The following is a 21312-nucleotide window of genomic DNA, read 5'->3' on the forward strand; positions in this document are numbered from 1 at the left end:
TGGGGCTTTCGCTTCCACCATCCGAACTGATTATTACAGGACGCGCAGCACTTTTTAAAACACGCTCTATAAGTTTACGCCGTGCGGCAAAAGAGGGAAAGAATGAATCATCTAGGCCAGCCAACCCTGTTGCAACAGGTGCACGAAGCCGAGCAACAACTCAATACAATTATTCTGGGAAAAACCGAGACTTTACGCTTGGCCTTGTGCTGTGTTCTGGCGCGCGGTCACTTACTCATTGAAGATGTACCTGGTGTTGGTAAAACCACGTTGGCCCACGCCCTAGCCAATGTTTTAGGTCTGAAATTTGCTCGTATTCAATTTACCAGTGATTTACTACCTGCCGATTTATTGGGGGTTTCTGTTTACGAGCGCTCAGAAGAGCGTTTTCGCTTTCACCCCGGCCCCATCTTCACACAAGTTTTGCTAGCAGATGAAATCAACCGCGCCACTGCCAAAACACAGTCTGCGCTACTTGAAGCCATGGCAGAGCAACAAGTGACAATTGATGGGCAAACCAGTTCTTTGCCACATCCGTTCTTTGTCATCGCAACCCAAAACCCGCAACAACAAATTGGCACTTTCCCACTCCCCGAATCGCAGCTAGACCGTTTTTTGCTGCGTATCCAATTGGGCTACCCCGATGCAAAGGCAGAGCGTGATTTATTGCAAGGTATTGATCGCCGAGATTTATTGGCGCAAATTAAACCCGTACTCAATGCTGAGCAACTGATTGCGGCGCAACTGGAGATTCAATCGATTCAAGTCGCGCCCGCTTTACTTGATTACATTCAAGCACTCCTAGCGGAAACTCGTGAGAACCAACGTTACACCTGCGGACTGTCTCCACGCGCAGCCCTTGGTTTAGTGCAAGCCTGTAAAGCCTTTGCTTGGCTAGACCAACGCAAAATGGTCATCCCAGACGATGTACAACAGATTTTCCCCGCCTTAGCAGGACACCGACTGATCTTACGCCTCAGTGGCCGCAGCGATCCTGACTCAGCTAAACAAATCCTCAAGCAAGTTGCCATTCCATAATGAAAGTCAGACTGTCCTTCATCGGCAAATACCTTTATCCGCTTTGGCTCAGATTTATCGACAATCGCCACCCTGCGAGCGAAGGACGCCAACGCATTCGCCATCAGCGGCTATACATTCTGCCTACTTGGTATGGTTTGGCTTATATCATCACCATCCTCACGCTATTGATCGGTTCGCTCAATTACCAGCTTAGCCTTGGTTTCTTTTTCGCCTTCTTACTCATCGGTGTCGCACATGCGGTGATGCTGCGTAGCTATGCCAATTTATTGGGCTTGGAGATAAGCACCAACTCGACCCACGCTGTTTTTGCCGGTGAAGATGCCCACTTTCCAATCAACCTACACAACCTTAAGCCACAATTACGGGCTGGAATTGAAATCAATACTGGCAATGGCGAAGACGCCTTTGTCGCCCAAGTGCAAGGCTTAGATCATCAAATCGTCTCACTGGCGATACCGAGCTTCCGACGAGGGCGACTAAAACTGCCACGATTACGCGTCGATTCCACCCAGCCACTAGGGCTTTTCCGCTGTTGGACCTACCTCAATCTACAACAAGAAACACTGATCTATCCCGCACCCGAAAAAGAAGCGCCGCCATTGCCCGAACATTTACATGGACAAGACGGCAAAGAATTTAGCCCGATAGGCAACGATGATTTTTATGGCTTACGACTTTTTCAGCGCGGCGATGCACGGCACGATATTGCTTGGAAGCACAGCGCACATGGTGAAAATCTGCTGATACGCCAATATCAGTCACCACTAGGCAAATCGCTCTGGCTGAACTGGGACGAAATGACCGAACTGCAAGCCGAGCAACGTTTATGCCGATTAGCTGCTTGGATTATCACTGCGCAAGATCAACAGCGCCCGTACGGACTCAAACTGGGCAATAAAGAATTTCCGCCCGCGCTGGGTACAGAACACCAGACTCAATGCCTGCAAGCGCTCGCTCTCTTTGGCGAGGGAGAGCCCCAATGAAAATCAAAAAGACGGGCCGCCCACTTCATCCTCGTGAATTGCAGCACATGGGCTTATTGATGGGCTTGGTTTGCTTCCCGCACTTGCTGATGCAACCGGGCTGGCTTGCCGCCGCGCTGTCTTTATGCGTGATTATTTTTTGCAGTTTAACGCCACTGATGCGCAGCAAAATCCCGCACTGGTCTAGTATTGTTTTGGCGGTCATCAGCTTAGGCGTGGTATTTCAAGCCCACGAAACGCTAATTGGTCGTGACGGCGGCGTCGCCGTATTGGTGGCGCTGAGTATTATCAAACTCTATGAAACACGAACTTTACGCGATGCGCACTCGATGTTTCTACTGACCCTATTCACCACCGGCGTCGGCTTCCTGCAAGGGCAAGCACCGTGGCAAGCAGCAATTGCCTTATTCACGATATTTACGATATTTGCAATGGCACTCAAACTGGAAAATCCACAGTTATCAATGGGTATATCCAGCAAGAAATCACTTAGATTGCTCGCCGAGGCAATACCTGTTGCACTCATTTTATTTGTCTTATTCCCACGACTACCCGCCCCCCTTTGGGCCACACCCAGCGAGAAAGTGGGTTTAAGCGGGCTTTCTGGAGAACAAATGAGTCCTGGCAGCCTAAGCCAACTGATTCAAGATGATAGCATTGCATTTCGCGCAGAATTCAAAAGCAGCGCGCCTAGCCAAGATCAGCTGTACTGGCGCGGCCCAGTATTCGATCAATTTGATGGTGCTCGCTGGCTTCCCGCCAAAAATACATTTGGTACGCCCCCTACTATCGTTCCGCTAAGTGCCATCGTCGATTATCAAATCACCCTTGAGCCTCACCAGCAAAACTGGCTGCTTGCGCTTGATTTACCCATAAATGCACCAAGCGATTCAGTGCTAAGCCGCCAACTGCAATTATTGCGAGCAACCCCCATCACGCAACGACTTCGTTACCAAGCCAGCTCAACACTCAACTGGCAAACACTAGGCGAAGACGGCGTAGCGCAAGCCTTGCAATTACCAGAAGACATCAACCCCAAATCTCGTGCTTTAGCCGCGAGCTGGCAAAACTTAGCCCCCGCAGAACGCGTTCAAGCCGGTTTAACTTGGCTCAAATCCAATGGCTTTAGCTATACATTGAACCCGCAACTGCTGCGACAACGCAATCGGGTTGATGAATTTTTATTTGAGAGCAAGCAAGGCTATTGCGAACATTTCTCTAGTTCTTTCGCCTTTCTCATGCGCGCCGCTAACGTGCCTGCGCGGGTCGTGACGGGGTATCAGGGCGGATTACTCAACCCCAGCAGTAATTACTACATTGTGCGGCAAGCCGACGCCCACGCTTGGATTGAAGTCTGGCTCGCCGGCCAAGGCTGGCAACGGGTGGATCCGACTTTTGTCATCTCGCCATCACGGATTGAAAACGGCATAGGAACGAGTTTTCAAGGCGCGGGTTTGCCCATGATGCTACGTAGCGATAATTTTTGGCTTAAATCAGTACGTTTAAAACTCGATGTCTTCGTCAACACCTGGAACCAATGGGTCATTGGCTATGACGATAAGCGCCAACTCGATTTACTCAAACGTCTGGGCATTGACGATTTTTTATCGCTCAGCTTTTTACTTTGGCTAGCGGGCGGCATTTTAATCAGCCTAGGCGGCTTTGCCTTGTGGCTCTTACTCAGCAATCGCCCCCCAGCACTAGACATGGCCAGCCGACTCTATCTGCGTTTTTGTAAGAAAATGGCCAAACATCAGCTACTAAAAGCGCCACACGAAACCGTTTTGCAATTTGCGCAGCGCTGCCAATCGCAACGCCCAGCACAATCAGCAGCCATTACCGAGATTACTCAGCTCTATATCCAAGCGCGTTACGCACAAGACCCACAAGCATTACAGCAATTAAAGCAAGCCATTGCTCGCTTTACCTAATCATCGCTCGTTTTCTTACTCAATCGCGCGCAATTTAATTTATGATTGAGCTCTACACAGCTCAAACAATGAAAACCATGGCACGCTTTTTTACTGAACCCGCTTTCGCGCATCAAAATCCGGCCAAAATTGGCGTTTTATTGGTCAATCTTGGCACACCAGAAGCCCCTACCGCCGCCGCAGTGCGCCCTTATTTACGCCAGTTTTTATCTGACCCACGGGTTGTGGAAATTCCAAAACCAATCTGGTGGTTAATCCTGAATGGGATTATTTTGACGGTTCGCCCCAAAAAAAGCGCTGAAAAGTACGCTAGCATTTGGACGAAAGAAGGTTCTCCGCTCAAAGTATGGACAGAAAAACAAGCCAAATTGGTCAAAGGACTGCTTGGCGAATCGCTACCAGGCCAGCTCGTTGTCGATTACGCCATGCGCTATGGTAATCCGTCCATTGAATCGCAAATTGCCAAACTAAAAGCAGCCAATTGCCAAAAAATCATCATCGTGCCGCTCTACCCACAATATGCTGCCAGCACCACCGCCAGCGTGAACGATGAAGTCTATCGCGTACTACAAAAAACTCGTTTTCAACCCGCTATTCGCACTGTTGCACCGTACTTTGATCATCCTGCATATATTGCTGCGCTCGCACAGCAAGTCCGTAGTCATTGGCAAGTCAATGGCCGTGGTGATCATTTACTGATGAGCTTTCACGGCGTACCACGCTACACCCTGAGCAAAGGCGACCCCTACCATTGCCACGCATTGAAAACAGGCCGCCTATTAGCAGAAGCACTAGAGTTAACTCCAGAACAATACACAGTGGCGTTTCAGTCTCGTTTCGGCAAAGCAGAATGGCTCAAACCCTACACCAGCAAAGTCATTGACGATTTAGGCAAGAAACACATCGGCCAACTAGATGTATTCTGCCCTGGGTTTGTAGCTGACTGCCTTGAAACCTTGGAAGAAATCGCTATCGAAGGGAAGCATGATTTTGTCAGCGCTGGCGGAAAAAAATACAATTTCATCCCTTGCCTCAATGATCAGCCACTCTGGATTTCGACGCTAGAAACATTAATAAAAACCGAGCTGACAGGCTGGCTGACAAACGGCAAAGCTGACAGCAGAAATGAAAATCAATTAAATCAAACACTTAGCCTAGCAAAGACTTTAAACACCCCAAATTAGGCTTGGGAAATTACAAAATTAACGCTACACTCTGCGGTAAGCTTAATCTTACAAAAGAGGAACTCCCCAATGACCACTAAACTGTTCTTAGCTGAAGATGATCTGATTCTAGCCGACGCACTTAAAACCAGTCTTTCACAAGCTGACTTCCAGTGCGACTGCGTGAACGACGGCGCATTGGCTTTGCAAATTTTGCTACACAACGACTACGATGCAGTCGTGCTTGATATCGGCCTACCTAACATGGACGGCCTGACGGTACTGCGTAATGTGCGTCAACACAAACCATCATTGCCAATTTTGATTCTAACCGCCTTGGATGGCTTAGAAGAACGCGTTGCGGGTTTAGATGCAGGTGCCGATGATTACTTGGCCAAACCATTTGAGTTTTCAGAACTCGAAGCACGTTTGCGCGCATTGCTACGCCGCAGCCAAATTTTGCCGCAATCTGTGCAGCAACTAGGCAACTTGCGCTTAGACCGCGCCGGTCAACGTGCTTGGTGTAACGACACGCCACTCGATTTGTCAGCGCGTGAACTCACGGTGCTAGAAATCTTGATGTCCAATATCGATCGCGTCGTAACTAAAGAGCAAATCGTCAGCGAATTGGGTAACGAAAATGCAGAAGTGGGCCTCAATGCCATCGAGGTTTACGTACACCGCCTACGCAAAAAACTAGACCCTGCTGGTGTTGTGATTCGCACCATCCGTGGCCTTGGCTATTTACTTGAAAAGCAACAAATTATTCCTGCTGATGCTAACAACTAAAACTTCGCTCCGGCAGCAATTGCTGCTGTGGCTACTCCTGCCCCAACTGGTCTACTGTCTAGCTGGGGCAGTACTTTTTTTCTCGGTTACTTTGTTCTACGCCAATCGCGTGATCGATTCGCGCCTAGCCGAAACTGCTGAGGCCTTATCAGAACTCAGTCAAACCCAAGGCACTGACCTTGATGCTTTGGCACCCATTGTTGTGCAAGAGACCGCGTTTCGTTTTTACTCAATTAGTAATAAAAATGGCGACGTATTACACGGCAATCTATCATTAAAAGCACCTACAGACGAATACGTACAAGAAATCTACTCAAGCAGTGCACCCTCGTTCTTTGACACAACCATCAACAACGAAGCATTCCGTGTTGCAGCAATCAACACGCAATTTGCAAACAAAGAACCGGTTCTAATTCAAGTTGCATTTAATTTAAACCTGCGCAACCTCTATGCTAGACAGATTTTAATCTCGACTGCATTACCACTCGCCCTATTAATCATCGTGACGTGCTTTCTCGTTTGGTGGGGAATCGGCCGTGGTTTGCGTCCACTGGCGCAATTGCAATCCTTGATGGAGCACCGCAAAGCACAAGACCTTTCACCGCTTTCATTACAAGATGCACCGCAAGAGCTGCAAGGTCTTTCATCGGCACTCAATCACCTACTCTCCGGCACAGAAGAAAGCATCAATCGCCAACGTCGCTTTATCGCCGACGCAGCGCACCAATTACGCACTCCGTTGGCTGGCCTAAAATCACAAACCGAACTGGCCATGCGGGAAAGTTCGCCCGAAGGACTGCGTGAACGACTCAATATGGTTCACACCAGCGCGACCCGCAGCATTCATTTAGTAAACCAGCTATTAACACTGGCTCGCTCTGAGCCGGGCAGCCAAACTGGCATCCCCAAAGTACAGATGGATTTGGCAAAAATCATTCGTGATTTAACAGCAGAGCTCGTTCCGCGCGCACTGGCAGCACGCATCGATTTAGGTTGCGACTGCTTTGTACCGACTGCAAATATGCACGGCAATTCGGCCTTACTGCGAGAAATGTTCATCAACTTGGTCGAAAATGCGATTAAATACATCCCGCGCGACGGCAGCATTACGGTGCGCCTCACTGAAGACGCCCACAATTACATCGTTGATGTTGAAGATAACGGACTTGGCATTCCCGATGCAGACAAAGCTCGCGTCTTTGAGCGCTTTTATCGCAGAGAACAAACGGGCAACGGCTGTGGGCTTGGCATGTCAATCGTCAAAGAAATCGTTGAGCGGCATGCTGGCACGGTTGAACTTCTCGACGCTCAGCCACACGGCCTGATTGTGCATGTCGTACTACCAAAAACTGATTTACCTGCTTAATAATAGCTACTGCTAGAGCCTCTACCATGAGCTAAATTACAAAGGGCAGGCAGTCCCCCTGACCCTGATTACAGCCAACACAGGCACTCGCAAACGATTTATACCGTTATAGCCCGTACTGAACGGCGGCATATCATTTTGTTGATGTTGGCTGGGCAGTAAAATAAGTAATCAAAGGTATATAAGTACAGCCATTATTTAACAATGGCTTGAATTAAATACCCATCACTTCGCTCGCGTATCTAAAGCCGCGCGTAATCCTTCGCCAATCATAACCAGCATCAGCATCAATCCAAGCAAAACCGCAAAGGTCGATAGCGAAATCCACCACGCATCCAAATTGGCTTTACCTTGCGCCAGCAATTCACCGAGCGACGCGGTTTGCTGTCCCACGCCCAGCCCCAGAAAATCCAAACTCGTCAGCGCCAAAATCGCCGCGCCCATACGGAACGGCAAAAACGCCAATACCGGCGTCAGACTATTGGGGAGCACATGACGGCGAATGATTTGCCAATCACTCAGTCCCATACTGCGCGCCGCCAACACGTATTCTTGATTGCGATTGCGCAAAAACTCAGCGCGCGTGTAATCGGCCAAACCCATCCACCCGAACAGCGTCATCAAAATCAACAGCAATGCCAAACTTGGCTCAAAAATCGCGGTAAAAATAATCAGTAAGTACAACTCTGGCAACGACGCCCAAATCTCTGAAATCCGCTGACCAAACAAATCCACCCGCCCGCCAAAATAGCCCTGCACACCACCAATCAATACGCCAAGTAGCGAGCCCGTCAGCGTGAGCGCCAATGCAAACAGCGCCGAAGTACGAAAACCATAAATTAGCCGTGCCAATAAATCACGACCTTTATCATCGGTACCAAGCCAATTAGCGCGTGACGGCGGAGCTGGATTGGGTTCTGTGGCAAAGTAATTGAGTGTTTTGGCACCATAACGATTCAGCGGAAAAATCGCCCAATTGCCGTCTTTCCCCAGTTGTTGCTCGATAAACGGGTCGAGATAATCCGTTGGCGTTGGGAAATCCCCGCCAAACGTCGTTTCTGGGTAATCCTTGAGCAGCGGAAAATACAGCGCGCCGTGGTAGCTCACCACATAGGGCTTATCGTTGGAAATCAGCTCCGCGCCCAAGCTCAGCACAAAGCAAAACAAAAATAGATACAAGCTAATCAATGCGCGGCGCTGCGCTTTAAAGCGCGCCCAAGCACGCGGCCAATAGCCTTGCGCTTGTTTTATTCCTTGTCCTGCCGCTTGTCCTGCCGAACTCATTGTGCGCCCTCCCCAACCGCGCCAAACTGCACGCGCGGATCCAGTAGCACATAGCCAATATCCGACAACAAGCGCCCAATCAAACCCAGCAGCGTAAAGAAATACAGCGTGCCGAGCACCACCGGATAATCACGCCGCATCACCGACTCAAATGACAACAAGCCCAGCCCATCCAGCGAAAACAGCGTTTCAATCAACAAACTACCAGTAAAAAAAGCCGCAATAATGGCCTCGGGCAGCCCCACCACCAATGGCAGCGCCGCATTGCGAAAGATATGCTTCCAAAAAATCCGCCGCTCGCTCAACCCCTTTGCCCTTGCGGTGGTCACATACTGCTTATTGATTTCTTCCAGAAAACTATTTTTGGTCAGCATCGTCAACGCCGCAAAGCCACCGGCCACCATCGCCGTCACCGGCAGCACCAAATGCCACAGATAATCCATCACCTTGCCCATCATGGAGAGCGACTCCCAATCATCCGAAGTCAATCCACGCAACGGAAATAGCTGCCAAAACGAGCCGCCACCAAACAACACCAACAGCACCACACCGAGCACAAACGACGGAATCGCATAGCCAATCATTAAAATCAGCGTCGTCACCGCATCAAAGCGCGTTCCCTGCCGCACCGCCTTCGCCACACCCAGTGGCACCGCGATCAAATACGTGAGCAACAAACTCGAAATCCCCAAGCTCATCGACACCGGCAGCTTTTCCCAAATCAAGTCTGTCACGCTAGCATGGCGAAACCAACTATCGCCTAGATTAAACGTCGCGTAGTTTTTCAGCATCTGCCAGAAACGTTCATGCGCCGGTTTGTCAAAACCATATTGCGCCTTGATTTGGCTCAGTTGCTCCTCAGACAAGCCACGCGCCGCCTGATAAGTGCCACCCGATGTATTGCCCGCAGATTCACCAGAACCATGGCTTTTAAGCTGATACACCATCTGCTCCACCGGCCCACCGGGAACAAATTGAATGACGACGAAACTCACCAACAGAACACCGAGCAGAGTTGGTATCATTAGCAGTAAACGTTTCAGGATGTATTGCAGCATGGAAAAAGCCTTAAATTTAGAAGTAGGATGGATGGAGCGAAGCGATACCCATCAAAGAGAGCAACGATGGGTATCGCCAAAAACACGGCTCCACCAATCCTACAAACTGCCATAAGGCTCTGTTTAAAATATTTTTTTCCATCGTTTAAAAGCCCTTACATCATCTACAGACAAATCAAACCATTCACCATTTTTTCTCTTACTTGCAAATCTATTGTGCCAATATTTCTCAATACCAGATGGATCATCTGTTTCAATCCAATGCAATGGCTCAACTTTTTCTGGCAATTCAATAGACAACTCACCTTCTCTACGAATAGGATTATTAGTTCGTCCTATTTTGTACTCCTTTCTATTTCCATGTTGAATAAGGTACACGTAACCCTTTTTTACTTCCACAGCAGACTCTATGGCGACTGTAATATCTCTAACATTTGGCATAAAATTTAAAACATCAGAGTACTCACTATTTCCAGAACAAAAATTACGAACACCATTAATCAAGAAATCTTTATTTCCTACACGATTAAAAACAGAATGACTTGGAAAGTCTTTATCTTTCGCAGCCTTAATTCTTATATCGCCGGAGACAGGGAAATGCCCAAGCTCTCTGGTTAGCTTAGCTAAGGATTCAAAAATAAATTCATTAGTATATGCTTCATTATAAGAATTAGCGCTAAACCCGGCTTCTAATAAAGCATCACTCCATCGCACCCAGTACTTCCCAAACCAATCACTCTTTCTGATCTCAGTAACCTTAGAAAACTTTTCTTGCCCAAGTGGGGCACCACTATTATCTAAAGCGGTTCTTTTTATTTCATTAATAATTAATTCTTTATTCATAACACAGAGAAAACCTATTCAACTTTTATAAAAAAATAATAACAAATAATTTAATCACTTAACCCACCACGTCGCCAACATCCAATCCCCCGCCTGATAATACAGCGGCATCGTTTTTGGCATTTCAAATCGGTCGCGCCATGCGACGAGGTGATTGGCGCTATACCAGTGTGGAATGATGTAATGTCCTGCCAGTAAGGCGCGGTCAAGGGCGTGGACTGCGATGATTTGTTGTTGGCGATCTTTGGCTTTCAGTACATGCTCAATCAGCGCGTCAATCGCAGGATCTTTCAAACCAATGACATTGCTACTGCCTTTGACATCCGCAGCCTTACTGCCGTAATAGTCAAGCAGCTCTTGTCCCGGACTTTGCACATCAGGAAAGCGCAGCACAATCACATCAAAGTCGAAGGCTTCCAAGCGCCGTTGATAGAGCGCAAAATCAATATTCCTCACGTTCATCGTGATGCCCAATTTGGCTAAATTGCGCGCCTTGGATGGGAAAATCCGGCCCATAGCGCCGCCATCATCGAGCATTTCAAACTCAAACGGCTCGCCTTTCTGGTTGCGTAGCGCACCATCGCGATATTCCCAACCAGCTTGCTTAAGTAATTCACGCGCTTGCCGCAAATTATCACGCAATGAATGCGGTGGATTGGTATTGGGTTGCGCAGGTAGTTCGCCGAATACACTGGCGGGCAATTGCTTTTTGAGTGGATTGAGTAAGACGAGTTCGGCGTCTGAAGGTTTACCTTGGGCCGCTAATTCACCATTGGCATAAAAACTATTCAAGCGTTGATATTGCCCATAAAACAGCTGCCGATTCATCCATTCAAAATCTAGCGCCAGCCCCAAGGCTTGCCGCACGCGAATGTCAGCAAACAGCGGGCGGCGGAGGTTCATCACAAAGCCTTGCATCCCACTGCTGTTATGGTGCCGCAGTTCGCGTTTGATAATTTCACCACTACGAAACTTCGGCCCTTGGTATTGCCGCGCCCAATTGCGAGCGCTGTACTCAGAAATAAAATCGAAATCACCGGCTTTGAAGGCTTCTAGCTTGGCGGTATCGTCTTGATAATAGCGGTAAGTGATGCGGTCAAAATTATATTGCCCAATTCGGGCTGGATGACTTTTCGCCCAATAATCATCACGACGCTGAAAGCTGATTTGTTTGCCCAGTTTGTAATCGCTAATTTGATACGGGCCAGATGCAATTGGCTTTTGCAGGGCAATTTTATCTAACGCTAAACCTGCGCCCCATTTTTTAGAAAAAATTGGCAATGTTCCTACAATCTGCGGCAATTCTCGATTGGGTGTTTTAAAGCGAAACCGAATCGTTTGCGTATCAATCACATCAACGCCAATAAGATCAATTAACTGCGAAGCATATTGCGGCGAGGCCAATTTGCTATTGAGCGTTGTAAAACTATGCTTCACGTCGGCAGCGGTGACAGGGTCACCATTATTGAACCGTGCTTTCGGATTCAGCTTAAATGTAACGGATAACCCATCTGCAGCCACGGCAATATCTTTGGCCAGCAAGCCATACATCGTCGCCGTTTCGTCTTGGTTCATCGTGCCGAGCGATTCAAACATCAACGAACCCAATCCTGCGGCGGATGTGCCTTTGATAATGAAGGGATTGAATGAATCAAAGCTGGTGCGCCGATCTGGATTGGGCAGCACAATCTCACCGCCTTTTTTAGCCTGTGGATTGACATAGGCAAAGGCCGTAAAATCTGCGGGGTATTTCGGCTCTGCGCCCAAAGCAATCGCATGAGAGGCCAAGGCGGGCGACATGAGCAACCAGCACAAAAAAGAGAGAATAAGTTTCATCTGGCCATGATAAGCCATTCGCAGAAAAACGGCTGCAAACAGCGCCTTGGTGGCGTGTTAGAATCACACTTCATCGTCGTTACAACTTTGTTTTGTCGCGGCGCATACTTCCCACACGGGATTAAAGCCACAAGAGTTCATGATCATGCCTTATTTAGCCATTGAAACATCCAGCGAATACCTCTCTTTTGCTATCGATACGCCTAATGGCATAGTGGCGCGTGAATGGTTGGCGGGGCAAAAACAAAGCGAAATTACGCTGCCGTATTTGCAAGTGTTTCTCGACGAATTAGGTTTAACAATGAGCGACATTTCAGGCATCGCCTACCCGAGTGGCCCTGGTTCGTTCACCGGACTGCGGATTGGTTGCGGCATCGCCCAAGGGTTGGCTTTTGCTCGCAACATTCCAGTGGCAGGTATCTCTACATTGGCAAGCATTGCTGAGGCTTCTGGCGCTATACGTGTAGTTAGTTGTATCGATGCCCGCATGAATCAAGTGTATTACGCGAGTTTCGAAAAAGTAACGGGGGAATGGCAAGAGGTCATTCCTGCACTCGTTTGTAACCCAGAAGATGTGCCACAGCCGGAAGGGAATGACTGGATTGGTGTTGGCAATGGCTTTAGCGCTTATTCCAATGCATTGCAAACACGTATTGGTGCACACGTTTGCGAAATCAATTCAACACTTTATCCGCATGCGGCACAATTATTAAGCTTAGCGCTGCCGCAATTTGCAGCGGGATTAGGTAAACCGGCTCACGAGGCCGAATTGGTTTATTTGCGCGATAAAGTCGCACTCAAAACGCACGAACGGATTCAAAAATAATGTTCAAACTGCTGACCACCCATCATCTTAGTGACGTCATTGAACTCGATGAAGCGACCAATCCACACCCGTGGACGGGGAAGCAATGGGTGGACTCATTAGAAAATCATACTTGCTATGGTTTATGGCAGGATGAGACTTTATTGGGCTTTGCTGTGTGCATGATTACCTTGGATGAGGCTGAGTTATTACTGATTGCGATAGCACCCGATTTTCAGCGACAAAAATTGGGCAGCCAGCTAATGCTGGGTGTTTTACAAGAATTACGCAGCCAAGGCGTACAAAAATTATTTTTAGAAGTACGCGAATCTAATGAAGCTGCCTGCGGCTTTTATATTCGTCATCAGTTTGAGCAAGCAGGTCGTCGCAAGGGGTATTACCCAACAAGCATTGGTAGAGAAGATGCCCTACTCTATACCCATAGCGTATTGGAAACAGCATGAATCGTCGCGCCGTCATTCTGCAAGAACTAGGCTTAAATCCACAATGGATTCGGCATGAAGTACTGGCTGCCATCGAGGCAGAAGAAGCCAACACGGCAGTCGTACCGCATCACATAAAACCAGAAGCGACAACGCCAGTTAACGACCCTCATTTCAGCCCCATCGCCAATGCGGTTCATCACCGAATTGAAGAACAAATCGCTGAATCCGAACAAAAAAACAGTTCAAGCAAAGCCGCTGCTGCCCATTTATTACTACAAAAAAACAAAACCACTTCCGGCAGTGAAAAAAGACTCAGCACAGACGACATCTTCCGTAATGACGCCCGTAGCGAATGTATTTCGCAAATGAGTTGGGAAGAATTACGCGTTGAAATTGCGAGCTGCACAGCCTGCCCACGTCACCAACAACGAGAGCAAGCGGTATTCGGCACAGGACAAAGTGATGCCCAGCTGTTTATCGTCAGCGATGCGCCCAGTAAAGCTGAAGAACAAGCCAATCTGGCCATCGTCGGCCCAGCACAGCGCATGCTCAGCCAAATGTTGATCAGCCTAGGTCAACAGCCAGCAAGCTTTATGAGCAATGCGGTCAAATGTTGCGGCCCCCGCAATCCGACCAGCAAGGAGCTCGCAGCCTGCGCCCCTTTATTGCAACGCCAAATCGCACTCGTCAAACCGAAAGCCATTTTTGCCATCGGTCAATTTGCAGCTGAGGTCACCCTCAACACTCCAGCGCCAATCCGCGAATTACGCGGTAAAGCGCAACAATGCCAAGATATTCCCACGTTCGTTAGCTACCACCCTAGCTACCTGCAACGCAATCTGCACGATAAAGCCAAAGCGTGGCAGGATTTGCTGCAACTTAAAACTGAACTGAATCGTTAATCATTACTATGGGTATTCCTTTTTAGCCATTTATTAGTATGACCTTAAAGAAAATACCCTTCCCTTAATAAATTTCAATCCATATCCAGCGGACAGCAAAAAGCCCGACTCTTTCGAATCGGGCTCTTCTTTAGGGAAGTCTGGCAATGACCTACTTTCACACGGGCAATCCGCACTATCATCGGCGCTGAGGTGTTTCACTGTCCTGTTCGGGATGGGAAGGAGTGGGACCACCTCGCTATGGTCGCCAGACATTAAACTGTCTGGTGCGGTGAGTTTTCTCACCACACTTTGAATTATCGCATTCAGCTGCACTATTTCTAGTAACACGCCTACAGCGCTAACTCACAAATCAATAGAAGAAGTAATTATACTACACTTTCCAACCACACTGTCTCAGTATTTATCTTTCGTATCATGCACTTACGTACACTCTACTTTCTTTGGGTTGACTATATCTTCGTCGCATTACGCGTCTCAGGTTATAGGATCAAGCCTCACGAGCAATTAGTATTGGTTAGCTTAACGCATTACTGCGCTTCCACACCCAACCTATCAACGTCCTGGTCTCGAACGACTCTTTAGAGGATTTAAAACCCTAGGGAAATCTCATCTTGAGGCAAGTTTCGCGCTTAGATGCTTTCAGCGCTTATCTCTTCCCGACTTAGCTACCCGGCAATGCCACTGGCGTGACAACCGGTACACCAGAGGTCAGTCCACTCCGGTCCTCTCGTACTAGGAGCAGCCCCCCTCAAATTTCCAACGCCCACTGCAGATAGGGACCAAACTGTCTCACGACGTTTTGAACCCAGCTCACGTACCACTTTAAATGGCGAACAGCCATACCCTTGGGACCGGCTACAGCCCCAGGATGTGATGAGCCGACATCGAGGTGCCAAACTCCGCCGTCGATGTGAACTCTTGGGCGGAATCAGCCTGTTATCCCCGGAGTACCTTTTATCCGTTGAGCGATGGCCCTTCCATACAGAACCACCGGATCACTATGTCCTGCTTTCGCACCTGCTCGACTTGTCGGTCTCGCAGTTAAGCCGCCTTTTGCCATTACACTATCAGTACGATGTCCGACCGTACCTAGGCGACCTTCGAGCTCCTCCGTTACAATTTGGGAGGAGACCGCCCCAGTCAAACTGCCTACCATGCACGGTCCCCGATCCGGATAACGGACCAAGGTTAGAACCTCAAAGGGGTCAGGGTGGTATTTCAAGGACGGCTCCACTGAAACTAGCGTCTCAGCTTCAAAGCCTCCCACCTATCCTACACAAACCACTTCAAAGTCCAATGCAAAGCTACAGTAAAGGTTCACGGGGTCTTTCCGTCTAGCAGCGGGGAGATTGCATCTTCACAAACACTTCAACTTCGCTGAGTCTCGGGAGGAGACAGTAGGGCCATCGTTACGCCATTCGTGCGGGTCGGAACTTACCCGACAAGGAATTTCGCTACCTTAGGACCGTTATAGTTACGGCCGCCGTTTACTGGGACTTCAATCAAGAGCTTGCACCCCATCATTTAATCTTCCAGCACCGGGCAGGCGTCACACCCTATACATCCACTTTCGTGTTGGCAGAGTGCTGTGTTTTTGATAAACAGTCGCAGCCCCCATTTCTCTGCGGCCTTATATAGCTCCAAACGCAAGGTTCTTCACCTATAAGGCACACCTTCTCCCGAAGTTACGGTGTTAATTTGCCGAGTTCCTTCTCCCGAGTTCTCTCAAGCACCTTAGAATACTCTTCCTACCCACCTGTGTCGGTTTGCGGTACGGTTCAATATAAGCTGAAGCTTAGTGGCTTTTCTTGGAAGCAGGGTATCAGTTACTTCATCACCTAAGTGAATCGTCATCATGCCTCAGCGTTAAGACCCCCCGGATTTGCCTAAGGGATCCGCCTACACACTTAAACCAACTATTCCAACAGTTGGCTAACCTAACCTTCTCCGTCCCCACATCGCACTTATATCAAGTACAGGAATATTAACCTGTTTCCCATCGACTACGCATTTCTGCCTCGCCTTAGGGGCCGACTCACCCTGCGCCGATGAACGTTGCGCAGGAAACCTTGGGTTTTCGGTGAGGGAGCTTTTCACTCCCTTTATCGCTACTCATGTCAGCATTCGCACTTCTGATACCTCCAGCATCCTTCTCAAGACACCTTCACAGGCTTACAGAACGCTCCTCTACCATATGCCATAAATGGTCATATCCGCGTCTTCGGTTATCAATTTGAGCCCCGTTACATCTTCCGCGCAGGACGACTCGACCAGTGAGCTATTACGCTTTCTTTAAATGATGGCTGCTTCTAAGCCAACATCCTGGCTGTCTGTGCCTTCCCACCTCGTTTTCCACTTAATTGATCATTTGGGACCTTAGACGGCGGTCTGGGTTGTTTCCCTCTTGACCCAGGACGTTAGCACCCCAGGTCTGTCTCCCATGCTCGCACTTGACGGTATTCAGAGTTTGCCATGGTTTGGTAAGTCGCGATGACCCCCTAGCCATAACAGTGCTTTACCCCCGTCAGTGATACATGAGGCACTACCTAAATAGTTTTCGAGGAGAACCAGCTATTTCCAAGTTTGTTTAGCCTTTCACCCCTATCCACAGCTCATCCCCTAACTTTGCAACGTTAGTGGGTTCGGACCTCCAGTGCGTGTTACCGCACCTTCATCCTGGCCATGGATAGATCACTTGGTTTCGGGTCTACGCCCAGCAACTATGCGCCCTATTCGGACTCGGTTTCCCTACGCCTCCCCTATTCGGTTAAGCTTGCTACTGAACGTAAGTCGCTGACCCATTATACAAAAGGTACGCAGTCACCCCATTTTTCAAGGGCTCCCACTGTTTGTATGCATCCGGTTTCAGGTTCTATTTCACTCCCCTCCCGGGGTTCTTTTCGCCTTTCCCTCACGGTACTGGTTCACTATCGGTCGATGATGAGTATTTAGCCTTGGAGGATGGTCCCCCCATCTTCAAACAGGATTTCTCGTGTCCCGCCCTACTTCTCGTACGCTTAGTACCACAATTGACTTTTCATATACGGGACTATCACCCACTATGGTTGGACTTTCCATTCCATTCTATTAAGTCTACTGCTATCACGTACAGGCTCTTCCCATTTCGCTCGCCACTACTTTGGGAATCTCGGTTGATTTCTTTTCCTCCGGTTACTTAGATGTTTCAGTTCACCGGGTTCGCTCTACTAGACCTATGTATTCAGTCTAGAGTGACCCAAAAGGGCCGGGTTTCCCCATTCGGAAATCGTGGGATCAAAGCACTTTGCCAGCTCCCCCACGCTTATCGCAGGCTATCACGTCCTTCGTCGCCTATCATCGCCAAGGCATCCACCAGATGCACTTATTCGCTTGATCCTATAACCTCAAACACGTAAACGTATTTCAAGTTACTGAAATCGTATTTGCGACTTGCAAGTGAGTTCTCATTTCACTTGCGGTTCAATCAAACTGGCATGAGACCAATTCAACTGAACAGATACAATCAACCCAATATATTTACTTTGAAATCAAATTTATCCATCACTGCAAGCAGTAATCTCTAAATCTAATTCCACAACAATGTTTATTGGAATTAATTACTTCTTCTATTTTGTTAAAGATCGATATTTCAATTCACTTTCGTGAATCATTCTAATTTTAGAAACCAGAATAAAATACACTGCACAATACATCGTGCAATCCATAGAATTCTATTTTCTACTAGGTAGTTCCAGACCAAACTAATGGTGGAGGCTAACGGACTCGAACCGTTCACCCCCTGCTTGCAAAGCAGGTGCTCTACCAGATGAGCTAAGCCCCCAACTAAGGTGGTGGGTCAGATAGGAATCGAACCTATGACCCCCGCGTTATCAACACGGTGCTCTAACCAACTGAGCTACTGACCCATATCGTTGTCATCTCAATTCAGATTATTCATCTCAATCAATCCGACATTCTTCAAATCTACAGCCGATGAGTGTGAGTACTTAATTTGTTCGTCTTTCTCTTGAAAGGAGGTGATCCAGCCGCAGGTTCCCCTACGGCTACCTTGTTACGACTTCACCCCAGTCATGAATCCCACCGTGGTAAGCGGCCTCCTTGCGGTTAGCCTACCTACTTCTGGTGAAACCCACTCCCATGGTGTGACGGGCGGTGTGTACAAGGCCCGGGAACGTATTCACCGCGACATGCTGATCCGCGATTACTAGCGATTCCGACTTCATGCACTCGAGTTGCAGAGTGCAATCCGGACTACGATCGGTTTTGTGAGATTGGCACCCCCTCGCGGGTTAGCGACCCTCTGTACCGACCATTGTATGACGTGTGAAGCCCTGGTCATAAGGGCCATGAGGACTTGACGTCATCCCCACCTTCCTCCGGTTTGTCACCGGCAGTCCCATTAAAGTGCTCAACTAAATGTTAGCAACTAATGGCAAGGGTTGCGCTCGTTGCGGGACTTAACCCAACATCTCACGACACGAGCTGACGACAGCCATGCAGCACCTGTGTTACGGTTCCCGAAGGCACTCCTCTATCTCTAAAGGATTCCGTACATGTCAAGACCAGGTAAGGTTTTTCGCGTTGCATCGAATTAATCCACATCATCCACCGCTTGTGCGGGCCCCCGTCAATTCCTTTGAGTTTTAGTCTTGCGACCGTACTCCCCAGGCGGTCTACTTCACGCGTTAGCTGCGTTACTAAGCTCCGAAAAGCCCAACAACTAGTAGACATCGTTTAGGGCGTGGACTACCAGGGTATCTAATCCTGTTTGCTCCCCACGCTTTCGTCCATGAGTGTCAGTATTAGGCCAGGGGGTTGCCTTCGCCATCGGTGTTCCTCCACATCTCTACGCATTTCACTGCTACACGTGGAATTCCACCCCCCTCTCCCATACTCTAGCGAGACAGTCATAAACGCAATTCCTAGGTTGAGCCCAGGGATTTCACGTCTATCTTATCAAGCCACCTGCGGACGCTTTACGCCCAGTAATTCCGATTAACGCTTGGACCCTACGTATTACCGCGGCTGCTGGCACGTAGTTAGCCGGTCCTTATTCTTCGGGTACTGTCATCCCCAGTAGTTATTAGCCACTAGGATTTCCTCCCCGACAAAAGCGCTTTACAACCCGAAGGCCTTCTTCACGCACGCGGCATTGCTGGATCAGGCTTTCGCCCATTGTCCAAGATTCCCCACTGCTGCCTCCCGTAGGAGTCTGGACCGTGTCTCAGTTCCAGTGTGGCGGATCGTCCTCTAAGACCCGCTACTGATCGTTGCCTTGGTAGGCCTTTACCCTACCAACTAGCTAATCAGCCATCGGCTGCTCCAATAACGTGAGGCCTTGCGGTCCCCCACTTTCCCCCTCAGGGCGTATGCGGTATTAGCACTCCTTTCGAAGCGTTATCCCCCATTACTGGGTACATTCCGATGTATTACTCACCCGTTCGCCACTCGTCAGCGGTGCAAGCACCCTGTTACCGTTCGACTTGCATGTGTAAAGCATGCCGCCAGCGTTCAATCTGAGCCAGGATCAAACTCTTTCGTTTAATCTCTGTGCTAATTTTGTACTACTTGGCTTGCGCTCAAAACTTAAAGCGCCTCGATGTAAACATCGAGTTATTTCTCATTTGTGAATGCAAGCACTTGTTTGACTTGCAAATCAAGCACTCACACTCATCGGCTGTATTTTGTTAAAGATCAGTGGCTTAGACACCGAAACTTGCTTTAGAACCGCTTGTTTCGTTTGCTGTGTCAGCAGCAGAGAGGCCGAACTATACCCACCCCATCCAAACACGTCAACACCTATCGGCAAAGAAAATCCAAGCAAGGCGATAAGTCGTTGATTTACATAGAAACCAATTTGAAACAAAAATGCAGCACTCGCTAGAAACAAACAAGGGCGCTAACGCGCCCTTGGATCAAAACAATACAAACCACTCCAATATTTGCTCTTTATGGCTGAAAATCGGGTAGTTGGCGTTGCAAATGTTCTTCTTTCACATGTTCAACTTCACGCAATACGCCACGCACATCTACTTTTCGATGATCTTGCTTCACTTTACCCGTCAGTGGAGCATCAGGAGATAAGAGACCGCCTTCGTACAATTTCCAAATCTCTTTGCCATATTGCGAGCCATTCAGCTCTGGCGCGAATTGACCAAAATACTCAGCTAAATTATCAACGTCGCGCTCTAACATTGCAGCAGCTTGATTATTGCCTGCCGCATCAACGGCCTGTGGCAAATCGATAATCACCGGACCATGCTCATCGACCAGAATATTGTATTCAGACAAATCACCATGAATCACACCAGCACAAAGCATTAAAACCACTTGCTTGAGTAATGCAGCATGATATTCAAGCGCCAACTCGGCGCTCATTTCAACGTCGTTCAAACGAGGGGCTGCGTTACCATTGGCATCCGTCACCAACTCCATCAACAACACGCCTTCGAAGCAAATGTATGGTGTTGGCACACGCACACCTGCAGCAGCAAGGCGATAGAGATTATCTACCTCAGCGTTTTGCCATTCTTCCTCTTGCATCTGCTTGCCGTAGCGCGAGCCTTTTTCCATTGCGCGCGCTTGGCGGCTATTTTTTACTTTACGCCCCTCTTGGTAAGCGGCGTTTTTCTTAAAGCTACGATGGTTTGCATCTTTATAGACTTTGGCACAGCGAACTTCATCACCACAGCGAACAACATAAACCGTCGCCTCTTTACCACTCATTAATTGACGCAACACTTCGTCAACTAATCCATCCACCACCAATGGCTCTAATCTTTTTGGCGTTTTCATTACGGGTTTATCAGTCCTTTTTTATGCAGTGCCGTGCGGCTTGCGTTATACATCAATTGTCTAGCAC

The 21312-nt window shown here is 48.5% G+C and carries 14 protein-coding genes, 2 tRNA genes and 3 rRNA genes; 9 read left to right on the forward strand and 10 right to left on the reverse strand.

All coding sequences use genetic code 11. The features are described 5' to 3' along the window. Positions 1-102: 102 nt before the first annotated feature. The 6 genes from K4H28_RS08275 (at position 103) to K4H28_RS08300 (ending at position 7273) form a co-directional block, all read left to right on the forward strand. Positions 103-1038 (forward strand): AAA family ATPase, encoded by a 936-nt coding sequence (locus K4H28_RS08275; RefSeq protein ID WP_221007887.1) that lies wholly within the window; start codon positions 103-105, stop codon positions 1036-1038. After that, positions 1038-2024, forward strand: a complete 987-nt coding sequence (locus K4H28_RS08280; RefSeq protein ID WP_221007888.1) for a DUF58 domain-containing protein — start codon at positions 1038-1040, stop codon at positions 2022-2024. Before K4H28_RS08275 ends, K4H28_RS08280 begins: the two co-directional genes overlap by 1 nt. Beyond that, a complete protein-coding gene (locus K4H28_RS08285) occupies positions 2021-3955 on the forward strand; it encodes a transglutaminase TgpA family protein (RefSeq protein ID WP_221007889.1) in 1935 nt (644 codons plus the stop codon). Before K4H28_RS08280 ends, K4H28_RS08285 begins: the two co-directional genes overlap by 4 nt. A gap of 77 nt (positions 3956-4032) precedes the next feature. Next, a complete protein-coding gene (hemH, locus tag K4H28_RS08290; RefSeq protein ID WP_221007890.1) occupies positions 4033-5139 on the forward strand; it encodes a ferrochelatase in 1107 nt (368 codons plus the stop codon). Between the two features lie 69 nt (positions 5140-5208). Further along, entirely contained in the window at positions 5209-5907 is a 699-nt protein-coding gene (locus tag K4H28_RS08295; protein WP_221007891.1) for a response regulator transcription factor, read from the forward strand. After that, a complete protein-coding gene (locus K4H28_RS08300; RefSeq protein ID WP_255573661.1) occupies positions 5867-7273 on the forward strand; it encodes a sensor histidine kinase in 1407 nt (468 codons plus the stop codon). The genes K4H28_RS08295 and K4H28_RS08300 overlap by 41 nt, the downstream gene beginning before the upstream one ends. Positions 7274-7498: 225 nt before the next feature. On the opposite strand, the gene K4H28_RS08305 is transcribed toward K4H28_RS08300, so the two are convergent. The 4 genes from K4H28_RS08305 to K4H28_RS08320 form a co-directional block, all read right to left on the reverse strand. Further along, positions 7499-8557: an ABC transporter permease gene (locus K4H28_RS08305; RefSeq protein WP_221007892.1), complete on the reverse strand. Its 1059-nt coding sequence runs from the start codon at positions 8555-8557 to the stop codon at positions 7499-7501. After that, positions 8554-9615, reverse strand: coding sequence for a microcin C ABC transporter permease YejB (locus tag K4H28_RS08310; RefSeq protein WP_221007893.1), 1062 nt, complete (start codon positions 9613-9615; stop codon positions 8554-8556). The genes K4H28_RS08305 and K4H28_RS08310 overlap by 4 nt, the downstream gene beginning before the upstream one ends. A gap of 123 nt (positions 9616-9738) precedes the next feature. Then, positions 9739-10458: a GIY-YIG nuclease family protein gene (locus K4H28_RS08315; protein ID WP_221007894.1), complete on the reverse strand. Its 720-nt coding sequence runs from the start codon at positions 10456-10458 to the stop codon at positions 9739-9741. Positions 10459-10512: 54 nt separating this feature from the next. Then, positions 10513-12294, reverse strand: coding sequence for an extracellular solute-binding protein (locus K4H28_RS08320; RefSeq protein ID WP_255573662.1), 1782 nt, complete (start codon positions 12292-12294; stop codon positions 10513-10515). A gap of 145 nt (positions 12295-12439) precedes the next feature. Between K4H28_RS08320 and tsaB the strand changes: the two genes are divergently transcribed. Genes tsaB through K4H28_RS08335 form a run of 3 tightly spaced genes read left to right on the forward strand, consistent with a single transcriptional unit; the run spans position 12440 to position 14447 of the window. Continuing rightward, positions 12440-13120 (forward strand): tRNA (adenosine(37)-N6)-threonylcarbamoyltransferase complex dimerization subunit type 1 TsaB, encoded by a 681-nt coding sequence (tsaB, locus tag K4H28_RS08325; protein ID WP_221007896.1) that lies wholly within the window; start codon positions 12440-12442, stop codon positions 13118-13120. Further along, positions 13120-13563 carry a ribosomal protein S18-alanine N-acetyltransferase gene (rimI, locus tag K4H28_RS08330; RefSeq protein WP_221007897.1) on the forward strand — a complete coding sequence of 148 codons (444 nt, stop codon included), beginning with the start codon at positions 13120-13122 and terminating at the stop codon, positions 13561-13563. Before tsaB ends, rimI begins: the two co-directional genes overlap by 1 nt. Beyond that, positions 13560-14447 (forward strand): uracil-DNA glycosylase, encoded by an 888-nt coding sequence (locus tag K4H28_RS08335; RefSeq protein ID WP_221007898.1) that lies wholly within the window; start codon positions 13560-13562, stop codon positions 14445-14447. Before rimI ends, K4H28_RS08335 begins: the two co-directional genes overlap by 4 nt. 138 nt (positions 14448-14585) lie before the next feature. On the opposite strand, the gene rrf is transcribed toward K4H28_RS08335, so the two are convergent. From rrf to K4H28_RS08365, 6 genes are all read right to left on the reverse strand, one after another. Then, positions 14586-14699, reverse strand: a 5S ribosomal RNA gene (gene rrf / locus K4H28_RS08340). A 234-nt stretch (positions 14700-14933) separates the two neighbouring features. Continuing rightward, a 23S ribosomal RNA gene (locus tag K4H28_RS08345) occupies positions 14934-17825 on the reverse strand. A gap of 369 nt (positions 17826-18194) precedes the next feature. Further along, positions 18195-18270: transfer RNA gene (locus tag K4H28_RS08350), tRNA-Ala, on the reverse strand. Positions 18271-18278: 8 nt separating this feature from the next. Beyond that, positions 18279-18355 (reverse strand) — tRNA-Ile (locus tag K4H28_RS08355). A 104-nt stretch (positions 18356-18459) separates the two neighbouring features. Beyond that, positions 18460-19993, reverse strand: a 16S ribosomal RNA gene (locus K4H28_RS08360). The 16S, 23S and 5S rRNA genes sit together here with 2 tRNA genes alongside, the layout of an rRNA operon. A 406-nt stretch (positions 19994-20399) precedes the next feature. Next, a complete protein-coding gene (locus tag K4H28_RS08365; protein ID WP_221004776.1) occupies positions 20400-21245 on the reverse strand; it encodes a PA4780 family RIO1-like protein kinase in 846 nt (281 codons plus the stop codon). Between the last annotated feature and the right edge of the window lie 67 nt (positions 21246-21312).

It is taken from the genome of Deefgea tanakiae (assembly GCF_019665765.1).
GTDB lineage: Bacteria > Pseudomonadota > Gammaproteobacteria > Burkholderiales > Chitinibacteraceae > Deefgea > Deefgea tanakiae.